This window comes from Kitasatospora sp. NPDC002551 (assembly GCF_040296005.1).
Lineage (GTDB): Bacteria > Actinomycetota > Actinomycetes > Streptomycetales > Streptomycetaceae > Kitasatospora.
Window position 1 is genome coordinate 51,384 of sequence record NZ_JBEOWI010000045.1, and the last position, 20,951, is coordinate 72,334.

At 74.6% G+C, this 20,951-nt stretch carries 19 protein-coding genes; 8 read left to right on the forward strand and 11 right to left on the reverse strand.

The window, feature by feature from the left end:
• Position 1: 1 nt before the first annotated feature.
• Together ABT093_RS30220 and ABT093_RS30225 are read right to left on the reverse strand one after the other, a co-directional pair.
• Complete coding sequence (locus tag ABT093_RS30220) at positions 2 to 874, reverse strand: leucyl/phenylalanyl-tRNA--protein transferase (RefSeq protein WP_350569860.1); 873 nt, start codon at positions 872 to 874, stop codon at positions 2 to 4.
• Positions 871 to 4,392 (reverse strand): amino acid adenylation domain-containing protein, encoded by a 3,522-nt coding sequence (locus ABT093_RS30225; protein ID WP_350569862.1) that lies wholly within the window; start codon positions 4,390 to 4,392, stop codon positions 871 to 873. Before ABT093_RS30225 ends, ABT093_RS30220 begins: the two co-directional genes overlap by 4 nt.
• 126 nt (positions 4,393 to 4,518) lie before the next feature.
• Between ABT093_RS30225 and ABT093_RS30230 the strand changes: the two genes are divergently transcribed.
• Entirely contained in the window at positions 4,519 to 7,695 is a 3,177-nt protein-coding gene (locus ABT093_RS30230; RefSeq protein WP_350569863.1) for a putative bifunctional diguanylate cyclase/phosphodiesterase, read from the forward strand.
• A gap of 80 nt (positions 7,696 to 7,775) precedes the next feature.
• Here the strand turns inward: ABT093_RS30230 and ABT093_RS30235 are convergent, their stop codons facing one another.
• Together ABT093_RS30235 and ABT093_RS30240 are read right to left on the reverse strand one after the other, a co-directional pair.
• The gene (locus tag ABT093_RS30235) at positions 7,776 to 8,054 is read right to left on the reverse strand and encodes a hypothetical protein (protein ID WP_350569865.1); all 279 of its coding nucleotides are present in this window, start codon (positions 8,052 to 8,054) and stop codon (positions 7,776 to 7,778) included.
• A 137-nt stretch (positions 8,055 to 8,191) separates the two neighbouring features.
• Positions 8,192 to 8,794 (reverse strand): TetR/AcrR family transcriptional regulator, encoded by a 603-nt coding sequence (locus tag ABT093_RS30240; protein ID WP_350569867.1) that lies wholly within the window; start codon positions 8,792 to 8,794, stop codon positions 8,192 to 8,194.
• Between the two features lie 93 nt (positions 8,795 to 8,887).
• On the opposite strand from ABT093_RS30240, the gene ABT093_RS30245 reads away from it, so the two are divergent.
• Both ABT093_RS30245 and ABT093_RS30250 read left to right on the forward strand, forming a co-directional pair.
• Positions 8,888 to 9,925, forward strand: coding sequence for an aldo/keto reductase (locus tag ABT093_RS30245; protein ID WP_350569868.1), 1,038 nt, complete (start codon positions 8,888 to 8,890; stop codon positions 9,923 to 9,925).
• Positions 9,926 to 9,966: 41 nt separating this feature from the next.
• Positions 9,967 to 10,458: a GNAT family N-acetyltransferase gene (locus ABT093_RS30250; RefSeq protein ID WP_350569870.1), complete on the forward strand. Its 492-nt coding sequence runs from the start codon at positions 9,967 to 9,969 to the stop codon at positions 10,456 to 10,458.
• A gap of 56 nt (positions 10,459 to 10,514) precedes the next feature.
• On the opposite strand, the gene ABT093_RS30255 is transcribed toward ABT093_RS30250, so the two are convergent.
• On the reverse strand, positions 10,515 to 11,141 hold the full coding sequence (locus ABT093_RS30255; protein ID WP_350569872.1) for a TetR/AcrR family transcriptional regulator: 627 nt from the start codon (positions 11,139 to 11,141) through the stop codon (positions 10,515 to 10,517).
• A gap of 85 nt (positions 11,142 to 11,226) precedes the next feature.
• Here ABT093_RS30255 and ABT093_RS30260 point away from each other — a divergent pair, with 85 nt between their 5' ends.
• The 4 genes from ABT093_RS30260 (at position 11,227) to ABT093_RS30275 (ending at position 14,367) form a co-directional block, all read left to right on the forward strand.
• A complete protein-coding gene (locus ABT093_RS30260; RefSeq protein ID WP_350569873.1) occupies positions 11,227 to 12,126 on the forward strand; it encodes an alpha/beta fold hydrolase in 900 nt (299 codons plus the stop codon).
• Positions 12,127 to 12,162: 36 nt separating this feature from the next.
• A complete protein-coding gene (locus ABT093_RS30265; RefSeq protein WP_350569875.1) occupies positions 12,163 to 12,813 on the forward strand; it encodes a hypothetical protein in 651 nt (216 codons plus the stop codon).
• A 179-nt stretch (positions 12,814 to 12,992) separates the two neighbouring features.
• On the forward strand, positions 12,993 to 13,931 hold the full coding sequence (locus ABT093_RS30270; protein ID WP_350569876.1) for a metallophosphoesterase: 939 nt from the start codon (positions 12,993 to 12,995) through the stop codon (positions 13,929 to 13,931).
• A gap of 73 nt (positions 13,932 to 14,004) precedes the next feature.
• Positions 14,005 to 14,367 carry a hypothetical protein gene (locus tag ABT093_RS30275; protein WP_350569877.1) on the forward strand — a complete coding sequence of 121 codons (363 nt, stop codon included), beginning with the start codon at positions 14,005 to 14,007 and terminating at the stop codon, positions 14,365 to 14,367.
• 60 nt (positions 14,368 to 14,427) lie between these two features.
• On the opposite strand, the gene ABT093_RS30280 is transcribed toward ABT093_RS30275, so the two are convergent.
• Positions 14,428 to 15,390 (reverse strand): DUF4331 family protein, encoded by a 963-nt coding sequence (locus tag ABT093_RS30280; protein WP_350569878.1) that lies wholly within the window; start codon positions 15,388 to 15,390, stop codon positions 14,428 to 14,430.
• Between the two features lie 123 nt (positions 15,391 to 15,513).
• Positions 15,514 to 16,095: a MarR family winged helix-turn-helix transcriptional regulator gene (locus tag ABT093_RS30285; RefSeq protein ID WP_350569880.1), complete on the reverse strand. Its 582-nt coding sequence runs from the start codon at positions 16,093 to 16,095 to the stop codon at positions 15,514 to 15,516.
• Between the two features lie 276 nt (positions 16,096 to 16,371).
• Between ABT093_RS30285 and ABT093_RS30290 the strand changes: the two genes are divergently transcribed.
• Entirely contained in the window at positions 16,372 to 16,962 is a 591-nt protein-coding gene (locus tag ABT093_RS30290) for a hypothetical protein (RefSeq protein ID WP_350569882.1), read from the forward strand.
• On the opposite strand, the gene ABT093_RS30295 is transcribed toward ABT093_RS30290, so the two are convergent.
• The 4 genes from ABT093_RS30295 to ABT093_RS30310 form a co-directional block, all read right to left on the reverse strand.
• Positions 16,943 to 17,449: a GNAT family N-acetyltransferase gene (locus tag ABT093_RS30295; protein ID WP_350569883.1), complete on the reverse strand. Its 507-nt coding sequence runs from the start codon at positions 17,447 to 17,449 to the stop codon at positions 16,943 to 16,945. The genes ABT093_RS30290 and ABT093_RS30295 overlap by 20 nt on opposite strands.
• A 432-nt stretch (positions 17,450 to 17,881) precedes the next feature.
• Positions 17,882 to 18,763 carry a phosphotransferase family protein gene (locus ABT093_RS30300; protein WP_350569884.1) on the reverse strand — a complete coding sequence of 294 codons (882 nt, stop codon included), beginning with the start codon at positions 18,761 to 18,763 and terminating at the stop codon, positions 17,882 to 17,884.
• Between the two features lie 179 nt (positions 18,764 to 18,942).
• The gene (locus ABT093_RS30305) at positions 18,943 to 20,070 is read right to left on the reverse strand and encodes a methyltransferase domain-containing protein (RefSeq protein WP_350569886.1); all 1,128 of its coding nucleotides are present in this window, start codon (positions 20,068 to 20,070) and stop codon (positions 18,943 to 18,945) included.
• Positions 20,067 to 20,753 (reverse strand): MvdC/MvdD family ATP grasp protein, encoded by a 687-nt coding sequence (locus ABT093_RS30310; protein WP_350569888.1) that lies wholly within the window; start codon positions 20,751 to 20,753, stop codon positions 20,067 to 20,069. Before ABT093_RS30310 ends, ABT093_RS30305 begins: the two co-directional genes overlap by 4 nt.
• Positions 20,754 to 20,951: the final 198 nt, after the last annotated feature.

The following is a 20,951-nucleotide window of genomic DNA, read 5'->3' on the forward strand; positions in this document are numbered from 1 at the left end:
GTCAGGTTTCGCTGGTCCGCCGGGTGTTGCGGTAGGGGTGGCGGTGGGCGCGCGAGCGGCCGTGCGGGCGCGGGTCGCGTGGCCGCTCGGGGGCGAGCCGGGCGGCGGGTCGGCGGGTGGTGTCCAGCGGGGCGACCGGCGCGGCGTCCTCGGCGAGCGCCGCGAGGTAGCGGGCCCGGGGCTGCGGGGCGGCGCCGAGCGAGCGCACGTGCGGGGAGTCCCACTGGGCGTCCATCAGCCGGCCCCCGGCGGCGGCGAAGCGGGCGGCGAGGTCGGCGACGGCGACCCGGGCGGCGTCCGGGCGGCGGTGGAACATCGAGTCCAGGCTGAGCACCGGCCCGACGGCGATCCCGAACACCCCGCCGACCAGCTCGCCGTCCTCCCACACCTCCGCGCTGTGGGCCGCGCCGAGCCGGTGCAGCCCGGTCAGCGCCTCCTGCAGCTCCGGGGTGAGCCACGGGGGTTCGCGCCCCTCGGCGCAGGCGGCGAGCACCTCGCCGAAGGCCTGGTCGGCGGTGGTCCACCAGTCCAGGCGGTTGCGCAGCAGCCGGGAGAGCTTGCGCCCGAGCTGGACGCCGTCGGGGGCGAGCAGCGGCCGGGGGTCGGGCGACCACCAGGCGAGCGCGTACGGGTCCGCGCCGTGGTCGGGGCCCGGCAGCAGGGCGACCTCGCCGGCCGCCACCGCCCGTTCGGCGCGGGCCTCGTTGAAGGCGCTCGCGTAGGCGTCGGCGGCGGGCAGCGGGAACAGGCCGCGCCGGTAGGCGGCGAGCAGCGTGCCGGGGGCGAGGTCGGCGCCGAACGCGGCCGGGCCGTCGGCGGGCGCCCGGGCGACGTCGAGCGCCGCGAAGAGCTCCTCGGGGGCGGTGGCGGTCATCGTGGTGCCTCCAGCGGCGCGGTCCCCCGCGACGAAGTATGCCCCGACGGGGTCCGCCGCGGCGCGGCGAGGAAGCCCTCCGCGGTCAGCCGGTCGAGGTAGAAGTCGAGCAGGGCGTCGTCGACGGCGGGCAGTTCCACGCCGCTTCCGGCCAGCGCCCGGTCGGCGTCGGCCCGGTCGAAGCGCGGGAAGGTGGGGCGGAAGTACAGCTCGCTGATGGACAGGTCGGTGCCGGGCACGCGGTCGACGAAGAGCGGGACGAACGGGGTCATCGGGTGGGTCGGGTGCCCGGCGGCGAACCGGACCAGCTCGCGCACCCACCGGGCGTAGGGGACGGGGTCGACGGGGTGGCCCCGGGCGCGCAGCCGCCCGGCGAGGTCGGCGAGGTCGGCCGGGTGCGGCGAGGTCAGGTGGTACACCTCGCCGATGGCGGGGGCGTGGGCGACGACGTGGCAGACCGCCCGGCCGAACCGGTCGGCCGGGACGAAGTCCAGCGGCAGCCGGACGTCCGGGCAGCTCCCGCTCTCGGCGATGTACTTGATGAGCGCGCAGATCTCGGTGCCGGTGTTCATCACGCCGGTGCGCAGGTCCCCGGTGACGTCGTTGGTGCGCAGCACGGTGACCGGCAGCCCGCCGGCGGCGGCGTTGTGGAGCAGCTGTTCGGCGACCCACTTGCTCTCGACGTAGCCGACGGCGAGCCGGTCGGGGTGGGCGAGCGGGGTCCGTTCGGCCACCTCGCGCACGCCCGCCGGGCCGAAGCCGGCCAGCACGGCGAGGGTGGAGAGGTAGTGGACGGGGATGCCGCGGGAGTGTCCGGCGAGGCGGACCACCTCGCGGGTGCCGGCGACGTTGGCGGCGCGCAACTGGTGGTAGGGGTAGATGAAGTTGACCTGGCCGCCGAGGTGGTGGATGGCGTCGAGGCTGCCGGCCAGCCGGTCGAAGCGCTGTCGGCCGAGGCCGAGCAGCGGCTCGGCGAGGTCGCCGACGAGGGGGACGACGCGGCGGTCGGCGAGGTCGTGGCGCAGGTAGCGCTGCTGGGCGGCCCGCAGCCGTTCGAGGGCGTGTTCCTCGTCGGGGGCGCGGACCAGGCAGTGGATCCGGGCGTCGGTGGTGTGCAGCAGGGCGTCCAGGAGGTGGGCTCCGCAGAAGCCGGTGGCGCCGGTGAGCAGGATCTCGGTGGGTTCGGCGCGGGAGGGCGCGGGGCTCCAGGACTGCCGCAGGGGGGTGTCGAGGCGGGCCTCGGCGGTCCAGTCGACGGCGCTCTCGCCGTCGGTGGTGCCGGTGCCGGTGCGGGCGGCGAGGGTGGCGGCGGCGAAGGCGCGCAGGGTGGCGTCGCTCAGCAGTGCGCGGGTGAGCAAGCGGATCCGGGTGACGTCGATGCCGAACATGATGCGGGCGCGGGCGAGCATCTCCATGGCGAGCAGGGAGTTGCCGCCGAGTTCGAAGAAGTCGTCCCCGGGGCCGGCCTCCTCGACACCGAGCAGTTCGGACCAGAGCTGGGCCACGCCCGCCTCGACGGCGGAGCCGTTGCCGGGGGCGGCGGGGCCGGCGAGGCTTCCGGAGCCGTTCGGGGACGCGCCCGGGTCCGCCCGTCCCGGAGGCTCCGGCCGCTCCGGCCGCCCGCCGCCGCGCCGGCGCACCCGGGCCGGGGCGTCCGGCAGCCGGCGGCGGTCGATCTTCCCGGCCGGGGTGAGCGGCATGCTGTCGAGCAGCACGAACGCGGCCGGGACCATGAAGTCCGGCAGCCGTTCGGCGAGGTAGCCGCGGATCCGGCCGCGCCGGGCGCGGGGGCCGGAGGCGGCCCGGTCGGTGAGGGTGTAATAGGCGGTGAACACCCGGGTGCCGTCGTCGCCCTCGGTCACCGCGACCCGGGCCTGCCGGACGTCGGGGTGGGCGGCGAGCACCGACTCGACCTCGGCGGGGTCGACGCGGTGGCCGCGGACCTTCAGCTGGTCGTCCGAGCGGCCGAGGACCTCCAGGGTGCCGTCCGCCCGCCAGCGCCCGGCGTCGCCGGTGCGGTACATCCGCTCGCCGGGGTCGGGGGCGTAGGGGTCGGGCAGGAACGCCTCGGCGGTGAGTCCGGGTGCCTTCCAGTAGCCGCGGGCCAGGCCTGGTCCGCCGAGGTGGATCTCGCCCTTCTCGCCGGGGGGCACCGGGCTGAGCCGCCGGTCGAGCACGTGCACCCGCACCCCCGGCAGCGGCCGTCCGATCGGCACCGGCGCCGCGGGTCCGTGCGGTCCGGGGGCGGCGAGCACCTCCGCGGTGAGCTCGCCGAGGGTGGAGGTGACGGCCGCCTCGGTGACGCCGTAGGCGTTGACCAGCCGCACGCCCGGCAGCCGCTCCAGGCAGGCGCGGCAGTCGTCCTCGTGCACGGTGTCGCCGCCCACCACGATCAGCCGCAGCCCCTCGGGGGCGGGCCCTCCGGGCGGCAGGAGGGTGAGCAGGTGGTGCCAGTACGCGGGGGTGAGGTCGGCGACGGTCAGCCGCAGTTCGCGCATCCGGTGGGCCAGCTCGGTGGGGGCCCAGGTGCGGGCGCCGCCGGGGACGAGCGTGGCCCCGGCGACCAGGGACGCGAAGACCTGCTCCAGCGCGGTGTCGAAGCCCAGCGCGGCGAGCTGGAGCACCCGGTCGCGCGGGGTGAGCCCGTAGGCGTCGATCACCCGGTCGAGGGTGAAGACCAGGGAGCGGTGGGTGACCGGTACGCCTTTCGGGGTACCGGTGGTCCCCGAGGTGTAGATCAGGTAGGCGAGGTCGTCCGGCGCGCTGACGTCCGGGACCTCGACGGCTCCCGGGGGCCCCTCTCCCGGTGCCACCACCCGGACGCCCGGGAAGCGCGTCCCCTCCCCCGCCACGACCAGCCGCGCCCCGCAGTCCGCCACCAGCCCGGCCAGCCGCCGGTGCGGGTGGGCCGGGTCCAGCGGCAGGAAGGCGCCGCCGGCCTTGAGCACGGCGAGCCAGGCGGTCACCAGGTCGGTGCCGCGCTCCAGGCAGACCGGGACGATCCGCTCGGGCCCGGTGCCCAGGCCGCGCAGGACGGCGGCGAGCCGGTCGCTGCGGGCGTCCAGCCCGCCGTAGTCGAGCGCCTCGCCGTCGGTGAGCACGGCGAGGGCGCGCGGGTCGCGGGCGGCGCGCTCCCGGACCAGTCCGTGCACGGTGCCGGGCCGCCCGTCCGCGGTGTTCGGGTCCGCCCGGGTGACCCGTCCGGGTGACCGGCCCGCGCCGGCCCCCGCTGCGGCCCCGGCCCCGAGCCCGAGCCCGGGGGGATGCCAGGCGCGGTCCACGTACCGGCGGCACTCCTGGTGCGGGGCGGGACCGAACACCGTGCGCCAGCCGCCCGGCACCGTGAAGTCCCCCGGCCAGATCGTGTACTGACCGTCCTCGTTGACCAGCACGGCGTGACGTCCGGAATGCGCTCCCTGACGTGCTCCCCGTGCGCTCTCTGCTGCGTCGTCCACCGGCTTGACCTCGTGCTGTGGCGGCAGAATGCTGGGAGGTGCGACATTTCCGACTATACGCACTCAAGGCCCATTTCGAACGTCCGACCGGACCTCCCCGGCCCGGGCCGGACGCTCGCGAGCCCCTGCCCGGACCCCACCGCCCGCCCCGGCGGGCGAACGTGGTGATGCCGAGGAGGAGGTAGCTCGTTGACACGTCGGCGCCAACGCCTGATGGTCTGTTACCTGGCGTGGATGGTGCTGCTCACCGGCATCTACTACGCCAACCCCTCCCAGCGGATCATCTGGTGGACGGGCATCGGCCTGGGCGGCGTCGCCGCCATCGTGGCCGGCGTCCGCCTCAACCGGCCCTCCCACGCCGTCTACTGGTACCTGCTGGCGCTCGCCAACCTCAGCTTCACCGCGGGCGAGGTGGTGCAGGTCGTCCAGATGCAGTTCCTGCACCTGGGCAGTCCCTTCCCGTCCGTCGCCGACGGCTTCTACCTCGCCGAGTACCTGCTCTACGCGGCGGGCGTGCTGGGCTTCATCCGCTGGCGGACGGCGCATCAGGACCGGGCCAGCCTGCTGGACGCGCTCATCCTCACCATGGGCCTGGCGCTGCTCGCCTGGATCTACCTGATCCTGCCCTACGCCCGGAACCCGGAGCTCGACTGGCTCCAGAAGGCCGTCTCGATCGCCTACCCGCTCGGCGACGTCGTCGTGCTGGCCCTGCTGCTGCGCCTGATCGTGCCACGCGGAGGGGTGAGCCGCTCGCTGCAGCTGCTCGCCGCCGGAACCGTCGGCCTGCTGGTCTCCGACATCCTGTACGGGCTGATCCTGCTGCACGGCGACTGGCGCATCGGCACCCCCGTGGACCTCGGCTGGGCCGCCTTCTACACCGCCTGGGGCGCCGCCGCGCTGCACCCCTCGATGGTCGAGCTGACCAGGCCCATCCCCAGCCAGCAGCCGGACATCGGCCCCGGCCGGCTCGCCCTGCTGGCCGCCGCCTCGCTGATCGCGCCGACCATCCTGATGGTCGAGGCGAGCAACGGCAACACCAGCAACGCCGGTGTCATCGGCGCCTTCTCCGCCGTCCTCTACCTGCTCGTGCTCGCCCGGCTCGCGGTCGTGGTGCGCGCCCGCCGGCAGGCCGTCGCCCGCGAGCGGGCGCTGCGCGAGGCCGGCTCCTCGCTCTCCGCGGCCGTCACCGTCGAGGAGGTCGCCGACGCCGTGCAGGCCGCCGCCTCCACCCTGATGCCGGCCGAGGCCGGCCACGTCGCGCTGCTCGCCGTCACCGAGGGCGGCGTGCTGCACGTGCGGCACGCCGAACGCGGCGCCGGCCGCCACCGCCTGGGCGCCGGGCACGACTCCGACGAGGTGCTCGCCCTCGCCGCCTACCGGGAGACCCGGCTGCTGCCCGTCGGGGACATCGGCAGCGGCCTCGCCGCCCGGCTGGACGGCATGCCGAACGCCCTGCTGTGCCCGCTCACCCTCGCCGAGCGCCCCTCCGGCGACCCGCTGATCGGCGCGCTCATCGTCACCGGCACCGAACAGGAGCTGACCAGCCTCTGGGGTTCGCTGGAGATCCTCGCCGCGCAGGCCGCCCTGGCCGTCGAGCGCGTCATGCTCAGCCAGGAGATCACCCGGCGCGACAGCGAGGCCTACTTCCGCACCCTGGTGCAGAGCGCCAACGACGTCATCCTCATCCTCAACGGCGACGACTCGGTGCGCTACGCCTCGGCCTCCTCGGCCGAGCGGGTCCTCGGCTACCCCAGCCTGGACGGCACGCTGCTCACCGACCTCGTCCCGACCGAGGACAGCCGGGCGGTCGGCAAGGCGCTGGCCCGGATGCGCGGCCCCGCCGTCGGCGGCGGCGGCGGCCGCTCCGGCCTGGACACCCAGCGTGAGCACTGGCGGCTGCTGCGGGCCGACGGCTCCCCGATCGAGGCCGAGGTGCGGTGCAACGACCTGCGCGACGACCCGACGGTCGGCGGGCTGGTACTCACCCTGCGCGACGTCACCGAGCAGCGGCAGATGGAGCGCGAACTCACCCACCGGGCCTTCCACGACTCGCTCACCGGCCTGGCCAACCGGGTGCTCTTCCTGGACCGGGTCGGCCACGCGCTCTCCCGCGGCGAGCGCAGCGGCGCCGTCACCGGGGTGCTCTTCATCGACCTGGACGACTTCAAGGTGGTCAACGACACCCAGGGGCACGCGGTCGGGGACGAGCTGCTGGTCGCCGTCTCGCTGCGGATCTCCACCGCGCTGCGCGCCTCCGACACGGCGGCACGGCTCGGCGGCGACGAGTTCGCGGTGCTGGTGGAGGACGCGCTGGAGCAGGCCGACGTCGGGGCGCTCGCGCAGGGCGTGCTGACGGCGTTCACCGAGCCGTTCAGGCTGAGCGCGGGCGCGGTGCGGGTGTCGGCGTCGATCGGGGTGGCGACGACGGAGGACAGCGTGGACGCCACCGAGCTGCTGAGCCACGCCGACCTGGCCCTGTACTCGGCGAAGGCGGCCGGCAAGCGGCAGTGGTGCCCCTACCGGCCGGCGCTGCAGGCCGGGCTGATGGCGCGGCACGAGCTGAACGAGAACCTGGACAGCGCGATCGCCGAGTCCGCGTTCCGCCTGTACTACCAGCCGATCGTCGATCTGGCGACCGGGGACCTGGTCGCCTTCGAGGCCCTGGTGCGGTGGCCGTCCGAGCGGCGCGGCATGCTACTGCCCGACGACTTCATCGCCCTCGCCGAGGAGAGCGGCCAGATCGTGCCGCTGGGCGCCTGGGTCCTGGAACGCGCCGCCCAGGAGGCGGCCGCCTGGCACGCCCTCAGCACCTCCGCCCGGGCCGCCGCCGGCCTGCCGCCGCTGCGGGTCAACGTCAACGTCTCCGCCCGCCAGTTCCGCGACGCCGGCTTCGTCGACGTGGTCCGCGGCGCGCTGCGCTCCTCCGGCATCCCCCCGCAGTCGCTGGTCCTGGAGCTGACCGAGTCCGTCCTGATGCGCCGCGACGAGCGCGTCCACACCGACATGCACACCCTCGGCGAACTCGGCGTCGGCATCGCCATCGACGACTTCGGCACCGGCTACTCGTCGCTCTCCTACCTGCGCGAGTTCCCGATCTCGGTGCTGAAGATCGACAAGTCCTTCATCGACGGCCTGGGCCTCTCCCAGCAGCAGTACGCCCTGGTCGAGGGCATCACCCGGATCGCCGACACCCTGGGCGTCCAGGTCATCGCCGAGGGCATCGAGCACCCCGAACAGCGCGACCTCCTCGCCGCCATGGGCTGCCCGCTCGGCCAGGGCTACCTCTTCGCCCACCCCCTCACCGCCGACCAGGCCCAGTCCTTCATCACCCACCGCACCACCCCCCTGGGCCAGGCCGGCCGCTAGGGTCCGTCTCCTTCGGATCACGCCGGCGCGGGAAGTCGGGCGGGCCGACCTCCCGCGCCGCGGTGGGTTTCGGCGGGCCGCTACTTCGGGGCGCGGCGGCAGGAGTCGGCCGCGGTGACGGCGGGGACGTAGTCGCCGCGCAGGAGGTGGTAACAGGTGTGGAAGTTCTCCTCGCCGCCACCGGCGCCGATCGTGCAGGCGTCCTGCACGATCTCCTTGCCCGCGTTGGGCGTGTCCTCCAGGACGTGGTAGTAGCAGCCCTGGGCGGTCGCGCTCGCCGTGGGGGCGAGTGCGACGCCGGTGCCCAGGGCGAGGCCGAGGCCGCCGGCGACAGCAGTGATCCGTCCAGCCAGCTTCATGGTGATCAAATCCTTTTATCCACAGGGGAATTGACGGCCGGTCCAGGCGGACGACCCGCCACGGGCCCCCGGCCGCGGAAAGATCTACCGAGGTGCCGCCCCCACCGCCCGGGAGCCACGCCGAAACCGCGCGAACATCACCCGAAGGCACCCGTCTTCGCCGCCGCCTCCGCCGCCGCGGCGGCGCGGTCGGCCGTCGCTTCGTCGAGCGGGTCGGGGGTGGTGAGCATGCGGTAGTAGAGGGGCGCGGAGACGGCGCGGATGACCTCCTCGGGGTCCGTGCCGGGCGGGAGTTCGCCGCGCTCGACCGCCTCCGCCACACACGGGGCCCACTCGGCGACACGCACGCGGTAGAAGCGGTGCAGGGCCTCGGCGGCCGTCGCGTCGCAGGTGGCGGCGACCAGCACGGCGCGGAACAGGGCGCCCTGCCGCGGATCGGCGAGGGTGCGCCGGATGAGCCGGGCGACGGCCCGCAGGTCCTCGTGCAGGGAGCCGGTGCGGGTGCGCGGGAGGGACTGCTCCGCCATGTCGGTGAGCAGGTCGGCGAGCAGCGCGCTCACCGAGCCCCAGCGCCGGTAGACGGTGGTGCGGCCGACCTCCGCGCGCCGGGCGACGTCGCCGAGGTCGAGCCCGGCGAACCCGACCTCGACCAGGGCGTCCTCGGCGGCCTTCAGTACGGCGGCGCGCACCCGCGCCGTCCGGCCGCCCGGCCGCTGCATGCCCGATTCCGGTGAAGTCATTAACGGGATTCCTGTTCCATTAGCGTCGCCGACAGTGCTAGGGTCGAACTCATCTTAACGGCACAACAGTCCCGTTAGCGAAGGGAACCTCCCATGGAACACCGCCGCCTCGGCGCGTCCGGCCTCACCGTCCCCGCCCTCTCCCTCGGCACCGGCACCTTCGGCGGCCGGGGCCCGCTCTTCGGCGCCTGGGGCACCACGGGCCCCGAGGAAGCCCGCCGCCTGCTCGACATCGCGATCGACGCCGGCGTCACCCTGTTCGACACCGCCGACGTCTACTCCGACGGCGCGTCCGAGGAGGTCCTCGGGCAGGCCGTCAAGGGCCGCCGGGACCAGGTGCTGATCTCCACCAAGGTCGGCCTGCCCACCGGCGACGGCCCCGCCGACGCCGGCACCTCCCGCGCCCGCCTGATCACCTCGGTCGACACCGCCCTGCGCCGCCTCGACACCGACCACATCGACATCCTCCAGCTGCACGCCTTCGATGCCGCCACCCCCGTCGAGGAGGTGCTCGCCACCCTCGACGGCCTGGTCCGCGCCGGGAAGGTGCGCTACACCGGCGTCTCCAACTTCTCCGGCTGGCAGCTGATGAAGTCCCTCGCCGCCGCCGACCGCGACGCCCGCCCCCGCTACGTCGCCCACCAGGTCTACTACTCCCTCCTCGGCCGCGACTACGAGTGGGAGCTGATGCCGCTCGCCCGGGACCAGGGCGTCGGCGCCCTGGTCTGGAGCCCGCTCGGCTGGGGCCGCCTCACCGGGCGGATCCGCCGCGGCGGCCCGGTCCCGGCCGGCAGCCGCCTGCACGACACCGCCTCCTTCGGCCCGCCGGTGGACGACGAGCTGCTGTACGACGTGGTGGACGCGCTGGACGCGGTCGCCGGGGAGACCGGCCGCACCGTCCCCCAGGTGGCGATCAACTGGCTGCTGCGCCGCCCCACCGTCTCCTCGGTGATCATCGGCGCGCGCAACGAGGAGCAGCTGCGCCAGAACCTCGGCGCCGTGGGCTGGGAGCTGACGGCGGAGCAGGTCGCGCGCCTGGACGCCGCGAGCCTGCGCACCGCGCCGTACCCCTACTTCCCGTACCGCCGCCAGGAGGCCTTCGCCCGTCTCAACCCCCCGCTCGCGGGATAATCCGTTTGTCATGGCGGGACCCGGCGGTGCATCGTCTCGGCATGATCGAACTGCGGGAACTGACCTCCGACGACTGGCCGCTCTGGCGCGAACTGCGCCTGGCCGCCCTGGCCGAAGCGCCGTACGCCTTCGGTTCCACGCTCGCCGCCTGGCAGGGCGAGGGCGACCGGGAGGAGCGCTGGCGCTCACGGCTGGAGATCCCCGGCGCCCTCGACCTCGTCGCCCTCGTGGACGGCGAGCCCGCCGCGATGGCCACCGGTGTGCCCGGCGACGGCTCCGCCGAGCTGATCTCCATGTGGGTCGGCCCCCGGGCGCGCGGCCGGGGCGTGGGCGCGCTCCTGATCGCCGAGATCGAGCGGTGGGCGGCCCGGCAGGGCCTCGCCACCCTGCGCCTCGCCGTGATGCCGCACAACCCGCACGCCCGCGCTCTCTACGAGCGCACCGGCTTCACCGACACCGGCGAGCCCGGCGACCTCCTCCCCGACGGCGCCGGCCGCGAGATCGTGATGGCCAAGCCCCTCGCGGGCGCCTGACCTCCAGCCGGGGATCCGCGGCGCCCGCCCCGGCGGATCGGCCCGGCCCCGGCGGGTCACCGCGCCGGGTGGAAGAGCCGGCCGAGGTGGTAGCGCACGGCGGCCGTCGCGTCGTCCGCCGTGCGCTGGCCCAGCAGGACGCTCAGGCCGAGGCCGGCGGAGGCGGCCAGCAGGACGACGGCCTCCTGGCGGGCGTCCATCCGCGGGTCGGTGTCGCCGGCCTCCCGGGCGGCGGTCAGCTGGGCGACCAGGAAGGCCTCCATCTCGTCGGGCGCCGCGAGGAACCGCTGCCCGGCGAGCGCCGGGTCGGTGACGGAGAGCACCGCGTACTCGGTGTAGACGAGGTGGAAGGTGCGGCTCTCCTCGTCCGTCGGCACGGCTTCGAGCAGGACCGCCTCGACGACGTCGCGCGGGCGCGGCGCCGTCGAGGAGCCGGCCGCGCCGACGCGCTCGCCGACGCGCCGGCGCACCCGCTCGCCCATGCGCACGGCCAGCCGCTCCATCGCCGCGAGCAGCAGCTGCTCCTTGGTGTCGAAGTAGTACTGCACGAGCCGCACCGAGACGCCCGCCCCGATCGCCACCGACCGCATGGTGACGGCGTGCAGGCCGTCGCTCGCCGCCGCGCGCAGCAGCGCGTCGATGATGTGGGCGCGTCGTTCCTCGTGGTCCACCAGCTTGGGCATCGGGTTCCGGTTCCTCTCGGATTCTTTTATGGTACAAACATACCATCAAGTGCTGCTGCTACGCGTCCGCACTCCGGGAGGGACCATGACCAGAACCGCCGTCGGCCACTTCGTCAGCGACGAGGCCCGCACCACGTTCATGGCGGCATACGACCGCGCGATGGAGCTGTGGCCGGAGCCGCGTGAGGACCTGGACGTCGAGACCTCCTACGGGACCGTCCGCGTCCACCGCTACGGCCCCCGCGCCGGCGAGCCGATCGTCCTGCTGCACGGCCACGCCGGGCACGCGTCCAACTGGTACCCGCAGGTCGCCGCCCTGGGCGCGCACCACCCGGTCTACGCGATCGACACCCTCGACGACCCCGGCCGCAGCGTGCAGCGCGTCGTCGCGGCCGGCTCGCGGGAGAACGCCGCCTGGCTCGGCGAGGTCTTCGCCGCGCTCGACCTCGACCGCATCCACCTGGCCGGCCTCTCCTACGGCGGCTGGCTGGCCCTCAACCAGGCGATCCACGCGCCCGAACGCCTCGCCTCCGTCGCCCCGCTGGACCCGGGCGGCATCGAGAAGGTCCCCGCGCGCTTCTACCTCCACATGGTCGGCGGCCTGCTCGGCATGCTCGCGCCACGCCGCCTGCGCCCCGCGATCGGCCGGCTGCTCGCCAACCCCGCGCTCAGCTCCCCGCCCGAGATGATCGCGCCGATGCTGCTCGCCATGCGGGCCTACAAGCCCGCCACCCGCCCGCCGGCCCGGCCGTTCACCGACGAGGAACTGCGCTCGATCCGCCTGCCCGTCCTCGCCCTGGTCGGCCGGCGCAGCGCCCTGCTCCGCCCCCGCCAGGCCCTGCGGCGGATCACCGCGCTGATCCCGGGCGTCCACGCCGAGATCGTGGACCGGGCGGGCCACGGCCTCACCCTGGAACGCCCCGACCTGGTCAACGACCGCCTGCTGGGGTTCATCGCCTCCTGCCACGAGGGAGCCCCGAGCTGAAGGACCGCCGTCGGTCGGGGCGGCTAGCCTCCGGGCATGGCGAATTCTTCGTATCTGTGTTCCACGGACGTCGCGTCCCTCTACCCCTCCAGCCAGGTGGAGGGCTTCGATCCGCAGGGCGGGGTCGTCGCGCACGACGTCTCCGGCGTCCCGCTGCTCTGGCTCGCCCTGTTCCGTCCGGCGGACCTCGTGACCGGGGTGTTCACCGTCGAGGACGAGGACGAGGACGACGAGGACGGGGCGGTGGAGGCCACCGCGCCGCTGGTGGCGAAGGAGCGGGCGCTCGCGCAGCTCGACGCGGCGCTGCCGGCGCTGAACGCGCTCTTCGCCGCCGAGGGCGCGCTGGACGCCCACGCCGCCCTGCTGCGGCAGGCCGTCGAGCGGGCGCCGGGCGGCTTCGTGACGATCGAGCTCGACGAGATCGAGGCGGTGTGGGAGGAGGAGGACACCTTCCAGCCCGCCCTGCGCACCGCGCTGGCCTGCCTGGACGGCGGGGCGGAGGCGGCCGCGGGCCGCGCCCGGCTGGTCGAGCTGTCGCGGCTGCGGACCGGCCGGCCGTTCCCTCCCGCCCGGCTGCTGGTCGACGGGCTGGAGGCGGGCGAGGACGACTACTGGAACCTGGTACGGCTGCTCGGCACGAGCTTCGCCGCCGAAGTGCCGTGGGAGACGGCGCCCTCCATGGGCTGAGCCGGCCGGCCGGGCCGCCCGACCGCGAGCCCGACCCAAGCCTGGCCCAAGCCTGACCGCAAGGAAGTGGTCGGCGGGAATTCACACAACTGCCATATGGCAGTTCTGCCACTTTCCTAATGTCGGTGGGGCCCGGCCGCGGACCCGCGGCCGGGCCGCACCGAGCGTGAGGGCCACCCATGACGCACGACACCATCGGCATCGTCCAGATCTCCGACCTGCACTTCCGCACCGGCTCCGCCGCCCGCTCGTTCGTCGGCCACCAGCCCGACGAAGGCCTCGCGGCCGCGCTCGCCCACGCGGCGGGCCCGGTCGGGGACGCCGCGCTGGTGGTCGCCACCGGCGACCTGGCGGACCTCGGCGAGCCCGAGGCGTACGAGCGGCTGGCCGAGGCCCTGGAGGCGGTTCCCGCCCCCGTCTACTGCCTGGCCGGCAACCACGACAAGCAGGACGCGCTGGAGGCCTGCCTGCCCCGCCCCACCGTGCACCTCGAACCGGCCGTGCAGGTCGGCAACTGGCTGATGCTGTTCGTCGACAGCAACGCCCGCGGGCGCGAAGCCGTGGGCGACGGCACCTACCGCGACCGGGACGACCGGGTGCACGCCGCCGCCCAGCCGGGCCTCACCCCGGTCGAGGAGCGGCGCGCCCGCGCGATCCTGACCGCCACCCGGGCCGAGCACGTGTTCCTCTGGCTCCACCAGCCGCCGCTGGCCGCGACCGCCCCGGTCGCCCAGGGCGACAGCGAACTCGCGCTGCTGGTGCGCGACTTCCCCAAGATCCGGGCCATCGGCGCGGGCCACCTGCACGGCGACCTCTCCGGCGAGTTCGAGGGCCGCCCGGTCTACGTCTGCCCGTCCACCTTCATGAGCATCGACCAGCCCAACCAGGCCCTGGAGGGCCCGGGCTACCGCACCTACCGGCTCCACCCCGACGGCCGCGTCGACACCGAGGTCCACATCGTCCCGGGCGCCATGACCGACGCCCTGCGCGCCACCCCCCTGCCCGCCTTCCTCGCCGACCTGATGGCCGGCCGGGTCACCGGCGAGCAGCTGGCCGCCCTCACCGACGACGAGTTCACCGCCCGCTACGGCGAACGCCGCCCGATGCCCCGCCACTGACCGCCCGGGCCCGTGGCGTGCGCGGCGCACCCGACGGGCCCGGGTGTCGGTGCCGGATGGCAGGCTGCACCCCATGAGTTTCGACCTTGCTGTCTGGGAGGGCGAGCGCCCCGCGGACGACGCCGCCGCGGCCCTGCGCTTCGACGAGTTGTACGAGCAGTACATGGACGCCGACGGGCCGGAGGTCCCGCCGACCGAACGGATCGCCGCGTACGTCGCCGCGCTCCTGGCCCGGTGGCCCGATCTGACCGAGGACGTGGACGACACCTCGCCGTGGTCGACGGGCCCGCTGATCGACGAGGCGAGCGGCCCGCTGATCCACTTCCCCATCCGCTGGAGCATGGCGCAGGAGGCCGCCGTGTACGCCGCCCAGGTCGCCGCCTCGATGGGCCTCAATTGCTACGACCCGCAGTCCCAGTGCCTCCTGCCGGGCTGACCCCGGGAGCAGGAAGTCGGCGGGGCCGACTTCCTGCTCCCGCGCGGGCCGGGACGGACCCTAGTGGGGGTGGCCGAGGTGGGGGAAGGTGGGGAGGAGGTCGGTGTGCGGGGGGATGTGGTCGGTGGGGATCTTGCCGCCGGAGACCATGGCGAGCCGGGCCGAGGTCACGTCGTCGGTGAGGGTGCGGCCGTTGGGGTAGGCGGCGGGGCGGGAGCGGTCGTAGCGCAGGATGTCGGGCAGGACGAGCTTCAGCGTCTCGGTGGCGGCGTCGTTGGTGTAGTCGCCGGTGTGCTGGAGGACGGCCGTCCACGGCTCGCGGTACTTCTCCCAGTCGTCGGCCGGCTCCCCCGCGTTGTACGCGTCCTTGACCTCCTCCGCGTTGAAGTACGCGGTGAGGGAGGGATGGGCGCCGCGGTCGACGGAGACGAGCTGCCCGTCCACGTGGAGGCTGACCCGCGCCCACACGCCGATCGCCGGCTCCGCGCCGAGGTCGGCGTCCGGCACCTCCAGGGCGATGCCGAAGACGTTCGCCTGCGCCATCGCGTCCTTGCCGGTCCAGGTGAAGTTGTCGACGATCCCTTCGAGGTCGGCGAAGAAGGGGTCACTGCGCAGCCCGACCGAGAGCCGGTACCCGCCGTAGGGGGACGGGACGACGGCCGGCGCGGCGCCGAAGGCCACCGGCGCGTCGGCGAAGAGGACGTCGCCCGAGGCCTCGTGCTTCTGCGCCGCCTCGCCGGTCGCCCGGCGGACGGTGACGCTCTGCGCCCCGCCGGTGGGGTCGGAGAAGGTGAACGAGTAGGCGACGTCGGCGCGGTTGTCGCCGTCGTTGTCGATGTTGATCCGGTAGACGGCGTCCGGGTGGAACTCCGCACCGCCGGTGGGGGCGTACGGGTTCACGTTCATGATGAGGACGGTCCGGCCGGGGGCGTCGGCGGACGGGAAGACGAACAGGTCGGTGAGGTCGAGCCGGGCGTCGCCGCGCGGTGAGCGGAGGTTCGGTCCGCTGAGGTGATGGGACATGGCGGTACAGCTACCAGCGCGCCCCGCCCCGGACGGGGAGGACACCCGCACACCCCACGGCCGTCCGCCGATCGGGGGACGGCCGGGCGCCGTGTCCCGCGGGCCCGCGCCGGGCCCGCGTGGTCATGGGGTGCGCCGCAGATCCGGACCGGCGCCGGCGTTCAGGTGCTGCTCGATCCGGCGCTGGTTGTCGATCAGGCGCAGGCAGAGGTGGCGGAGTCGGGCGAGCTCGGCCTCGCCGAAGCCCTGGAAGACGGCGGACAGGGCGCGCTGCGTCGGCTCCCGGAAGGCCTCCAGCCAGTCCTGCCCGGCCGGGGTGATCCGGGCCCGGACCGAGCGGCGGTCACGGGGGTCCTGCACCCGCTCGACCAGGTCGTCACGCTCCAGGGTGTCGACCAGGCCCGTGACGTTGCGCGAGCTGACGCCGGCCGCGCGGGCCAGTTCGCCGATGCTGAGCCCGTCCTCCGAGGCGGTGCCCAGCCGCGCGAGGAGGTCGAGCGCCCCCGCGCTGAGACCGCGCCCGCCGGCCCCGAGCGAGCGCAGCCGGTCGAGCGCCTGCGCGGCCGAGCGGACGGCCGCGGCCGCTTCCAGGGTGAGGGTGGTGTCACCTGCGGCGAAGGCCCGCATGGAGGCCCGGACGCCGGGGTCGTAGAGGGAGCCGTCGCTGTCGCGGGACAACTCCAGAGAGTTATGTACGTCATTCATAATGAATGGATACTAGATCGACGGGCCCGAGTCGGCAACCGGCGACGATCCGTCAACTCCCCACAGCGGACCCGGTGGGACGCACGCGCGGCTGCCCTCGACCGTCGACCTCATGGAGCCCGATCGCCCGGGCTTTCGGGAATCCGCGCCCCGCTTCCCCCTCGTCCGTGTGAACTCCCCGGCCGCCCGGAACCGTCCGTGGAAGTCCGTGACCCGGACGGCGAGGATGGCCGCCGAGCCGGACACCGGCCGGACCGAACGCCGAGGAGCACTCCCGTGTGGAAGTCACTACCGCTACGCCGATCGCTGCGACGGACGGCGGTCGCCGCCGCCGGCTGCCTCGCCCTGCTGGCGGGCGCCACCCCGGCGTCGACCGCGCAGGCCGCCACGGACGGCGCCGGTCACCGGCTCCCCGCGAACCTCGCCCACCCCGCGCCCTCGAAGCGGGAAACCGTCTATGACCCCGTCTACCTCGTCCAGGCCGACTCGGGCCGGGGAGCGACGTTCGAGGTCTACGCGGGCTGGGACTACGCGCTCCTGACGAACCAGCCGGGCAACGGCACCGCCGTGGTCTTCACCCTGCACGCCGACGACCTCACCTACAGCATCGAGTCGACGTCCGGCAACTGGGGCGAGTACCGGACCTGGTGCCTCTACGGGGCCGACATCAGGCTGGAGAAGAGCAGTTGCCGCACCCGCTGGCAGGTCGAGGACCTGGGCGGCGACGAGTTCTACCTCAAGCTGGCGGGGACGAAGAAGAAGATCGAGACCAGCAAGCTGGCGGACCGCAAGCGGTGGCTGTCGGCCGAGGAGGAGATCTTCGTCGTCAACGAGGAGTTCGTCAGGTTCAAGCTCGTCCACCCCTGATCCGCGAGGCGTTCCCGGACGGCCGGAGACCACGATCGAGGGTGACCCGCAGCACCGGGAGCGAGCGGCCCGGGGCGACCTCGCGTTCGGCGACGCGCACGGCGCCCATGCGCCGGTAGAAGCCCTCGGCGTGCGGGTCGGACTCCAGGGTCAGGGTGCGGAAGCCGGCGCCGCGGGCGGCGGCGACGGCGTGCTCCCAGAGCGTCCGCCCCAGGCCGGTGCCGATCACCTCGGGGTCGAGGAACAGGTCCGCCAGCTCGCCGTGCGGCGGTTCGCCCGTGAGCCGGTAGTACCCCACCACCGCACCGCCCCGCTCCGCGACGACGACGTGCCCGTCCCGGATGGCGGCGGAGCTGATCGACAGCACCTCCGCCATCCGGTCCAGCATCGCCCGCGGATAGCCCCAGTACCCCTTCGACCGCCGCGTCAGCGCCGTGAGCACGCCGGCCTCGCCGGGCTCGGCGGTGCGCAGGAAGACCTCGTCCATGGCCGGAGTATCACCCGCACCGCCCGTCGGGACCAAGGGATTTCGGGACCGGCCGGAATCGGCGCCCCAGATGAGGTCGCGTACTCATGACCGGCCACGGGCGGCCTTGGGAGGATGCCCGGATGCCGACGTGGTCGCTCGACCTGATGCTGACGGTGCCGCTCGTGGTGGCCGAGGGGGTGGCCGCCGTGGTGTGGTTCTTCCGGGGCGGCTGGGAGGTGATGCGCGGCGAGCGCAGGCCCGTGCCGCCGCGCCTCGTCGGCGCTTGGCCGGTGGCCTTCGTGGCCTTCCTCGCCGGAACGGGTGTGGCCCTGCTCCGCCTCCGACTGCCCGTCGCCGCGACCGCTCAGGGCGTGTTGGCCGTCCCCGTCGCGCTGCCGCTCGTCCTGGGGACGGTGGCGCAGGTGAGGTCGTGGACCGCAGCCCGCGCCGCTACCCGAGCCGGTGACGAAGCCAGGCGATTCCATGGGCACTCAGCCCGTCCCAGTAACGGCCGGGTGTCTCGGCGGCGCGGAGGGTCCACAGACCGGTCAGGATCGCGCCGAAGGCCGTGACGGAGCGGTCGGGCGCGGCGCGCCACAGGGACACGCTCTCGGCCCAGCGCTCCGCGCGCTCGGGACTGTGTCCGGCCCCGATCAGCCGGACGACCATGTAAGCAGTATCGGCCCAGGCAGCACCCGGGGCGGGGAACGCCCAGTCGACGACGCGGACCGTCTCGCCGTCCACCAGCAGGTTCGGGCCGGTCAGGTCGGTGTGGACCAGGGTCCTGCCGTCGATCAGCTCGGGTGCTGCCCGTTCGGCCAGGACCAGCGTCTCCAGCCGTGCCACGGTCCACGGGTCGAGCCGCTCCCGGTGCCGGCTCCCGAGGTCGTGCCAGAAGTCCTGCCCCGACCATCGATCGGCCAGGCTGAAGGCACGCAGCGGCGGCGGCGGGGTCAGCGCTCCGGCGAGCTCCTCCAAGGTCCGCGCGACCAACGGCAGATCGGCGGACCCCGGGGAAAGGTCCGCGTGCTTGCCGGGAGCGTGCTCGAACCCCAGGGCGAACCACCCGCCGGCCTCGACCTTCCAGAGCAGGCGGGGAGCGATGCCCGGCGGGAGCACGGGGTTCACGACGGACTCCAGGCGGTGCATCCACGCCTTCGGGTTGTCCTCGCGCACGGCCTTGCAGAACACCGGCCCGCCGGCCGTCTCCAGCGTGGCGGCGAAGTCGGACACCGTTCCCCCCGCTGGGGGAACGGCGGCGGTCACCGCACCGGTCAGCCCTTCGATGCCGATGCGCAAGGCATCCGGTAGGTGCTTCCAGAGGTCGGCCATCCGGGGTTCCTCGGGGTCCGGCCCGCCCGGCCCCGAACCGCGGGGCCGGGCGGGCGACCTGATGTCCGGGCCCGTGACCGACTGCATCCGGTTCGGGGACGACGTGACGCTTCCGAATGCCGCGGCAGGCAAGGACGCACGGTGGCTGCCGCGTTCCCGTGCCGGTGGGCCCCCACACATCAGAGGGTCCAGGACGTCGTCCCGCCGCCCGGGGTGGTGTAGGTGACCAGTTGGGGGCCGCCCGGGACGGCGGTGAGGGTGAACCACTCGCGGCGGGGGCGGTGGTGGCGGCGCCAGGTGGTGTAGGCGGATTCGACGATCTTCCAGAGGTCGCGCGGCCCGCTGGTGGTCACGGTGGACGGGCGGCCCGGGTGGTCCTCGGCCTGGGCGGTCGAGCCGTCCGCCGGGTCGTGGAGTGTGCCGCCGCCGACCCTGACGACGGCCAGGGGCAGCTGCAGGCCCGCCCAGAAGGAGAAGCCGTGGTCGTCCAACACGCGGGCGCCGACGACGCTCGTCCGCCGCCGGCCAGTGGCGGGAACCTCGCGGACCGCGGCCGCGCCGCCGTCCGACCGCAGGGGCATGAACGCGGCGGGTCGGTGCAGGAACCGGCCCGCCGCACCGCCGTCGGGCAGCTTGGTGAGGCAGACGACCGCGCCGCCGCCGAGGGCGTTGCCGATCGGCGCGACGATCAGCCCACCGGTCACGCACTGGTCCAGCCAGGCCGGTGGGAGGCGGCGGACGGAACAGGTCGCGATGATCCGGTCGAACGGCCCGCCGCCCGGGCAGCCGACCGCGCCGTCCGCCCGCACGACGACGGCCGCCCCGAACCCCGCCGCGCCCAGCCGTTCCCGCGCCGCGTCCGCCAGGCGCCCGGTGCGGTCGACCGTGGTGACGTTCCCGGCGCCGGCCAGGTGGCAGAGCAGCGCGGCGTTGTACCCGCTCCCCGTACCGACCTCCAACACCCGGTCCCCGGGCCGGACATCGAGCGCGTCCAGCATCTCCGCCATCAGCCCGGGCGCGGTGGACGACGACGTCGCCACCCCGCCCACCCCGGCACCCGGGGCGTCCTCCGCGTGCACCCCGTCCACTTCGGTGACCAGCACCTCGTCCGCGTACACAGCCCGCATCCACGCCTCGTCACCGCTCCGCCAGGGCCGGTGGACCGTGCCCTCGGGCCGGTAGAAGGCCGGTACGAACGGATGCCTCGGCACGTTCAGGAAAGCCTCGACCACCCGCGAGGACAGCACGGAGGCCCCCCGCTCGATGTCCCGCGCCAGCCGGATCCTCACGTCGAGTTCCGTGGTCATCCCTCGTCCTCTTCCAAGTAGTCACAGATGGCGGCGGTGATGGGCAGCCCCGTCGCCTGTTCGACGAACCCGTACTGCCCGTTGGGGTTGACCTCCAGGAACACCCAGGTCCCGGACGGCGTCACGACGAAGTCGAACGCCCCGTAGGGCAGGCCGAGTCGCGCGAGCACGCGGTGCACGCCGGCGGACACCTCGGCCGGGGGCTCGCACACGCGGTAGCGGAGGCTGTCGTAGTCGCTGCGCCAGTCCGTCCTCGCGGCGTCCGACTCCGCGTGGATCTCGGCGGCGAACAGCCGCCCGCCCACCGCCGTGAGCCGGACCTCGTACGCCTTGGGCACCCACTCCTGGAACAGGTGCGCCGTGGCGGCGATGGACGGGTGCCCGACGTCCTCCGGCCGGAGGACGCTCGCGTAGACCGCCGCGGACTCGCCGCCGACCGTCCCCCGGATCGGCGTGAACGGCTTGTAGACGACGGGCCCGCGGATCCGGTTCGCGAACTCCCGCGCGGCCCCGGGCCGGTTGGTGATCAGCGTCCGCGGGACCCGCAGCCCGCACTCGGCCGCTACCCGGAGCTGGAGCGGCTTGGACTCGGCGTCTGCGGCCCGGCCCGGCGGCGGCAGCCAGCGGGCCGGGAGCGCCGACAGCAGGCCGCCGAAGCCCCGTCGGGCTTCGGCGGCCGCCACCGCCCGGGCCTCCGGGACAAGTTCGGGCGGGAACTCGCTCGGCGTGGGGCGGCGGTAGTAGACCGAGCGGACGGCGGCCAGGTCGAGAGAACGCCGGTCGGTGGCCCTCGCTGGTCCACGGCGGCAGCATCGCGTGCAGCACCGTACTGCCCGCGGTGTAGGGGTACACGTCGCACAGCACGTCGAGGCCGTCGGCGC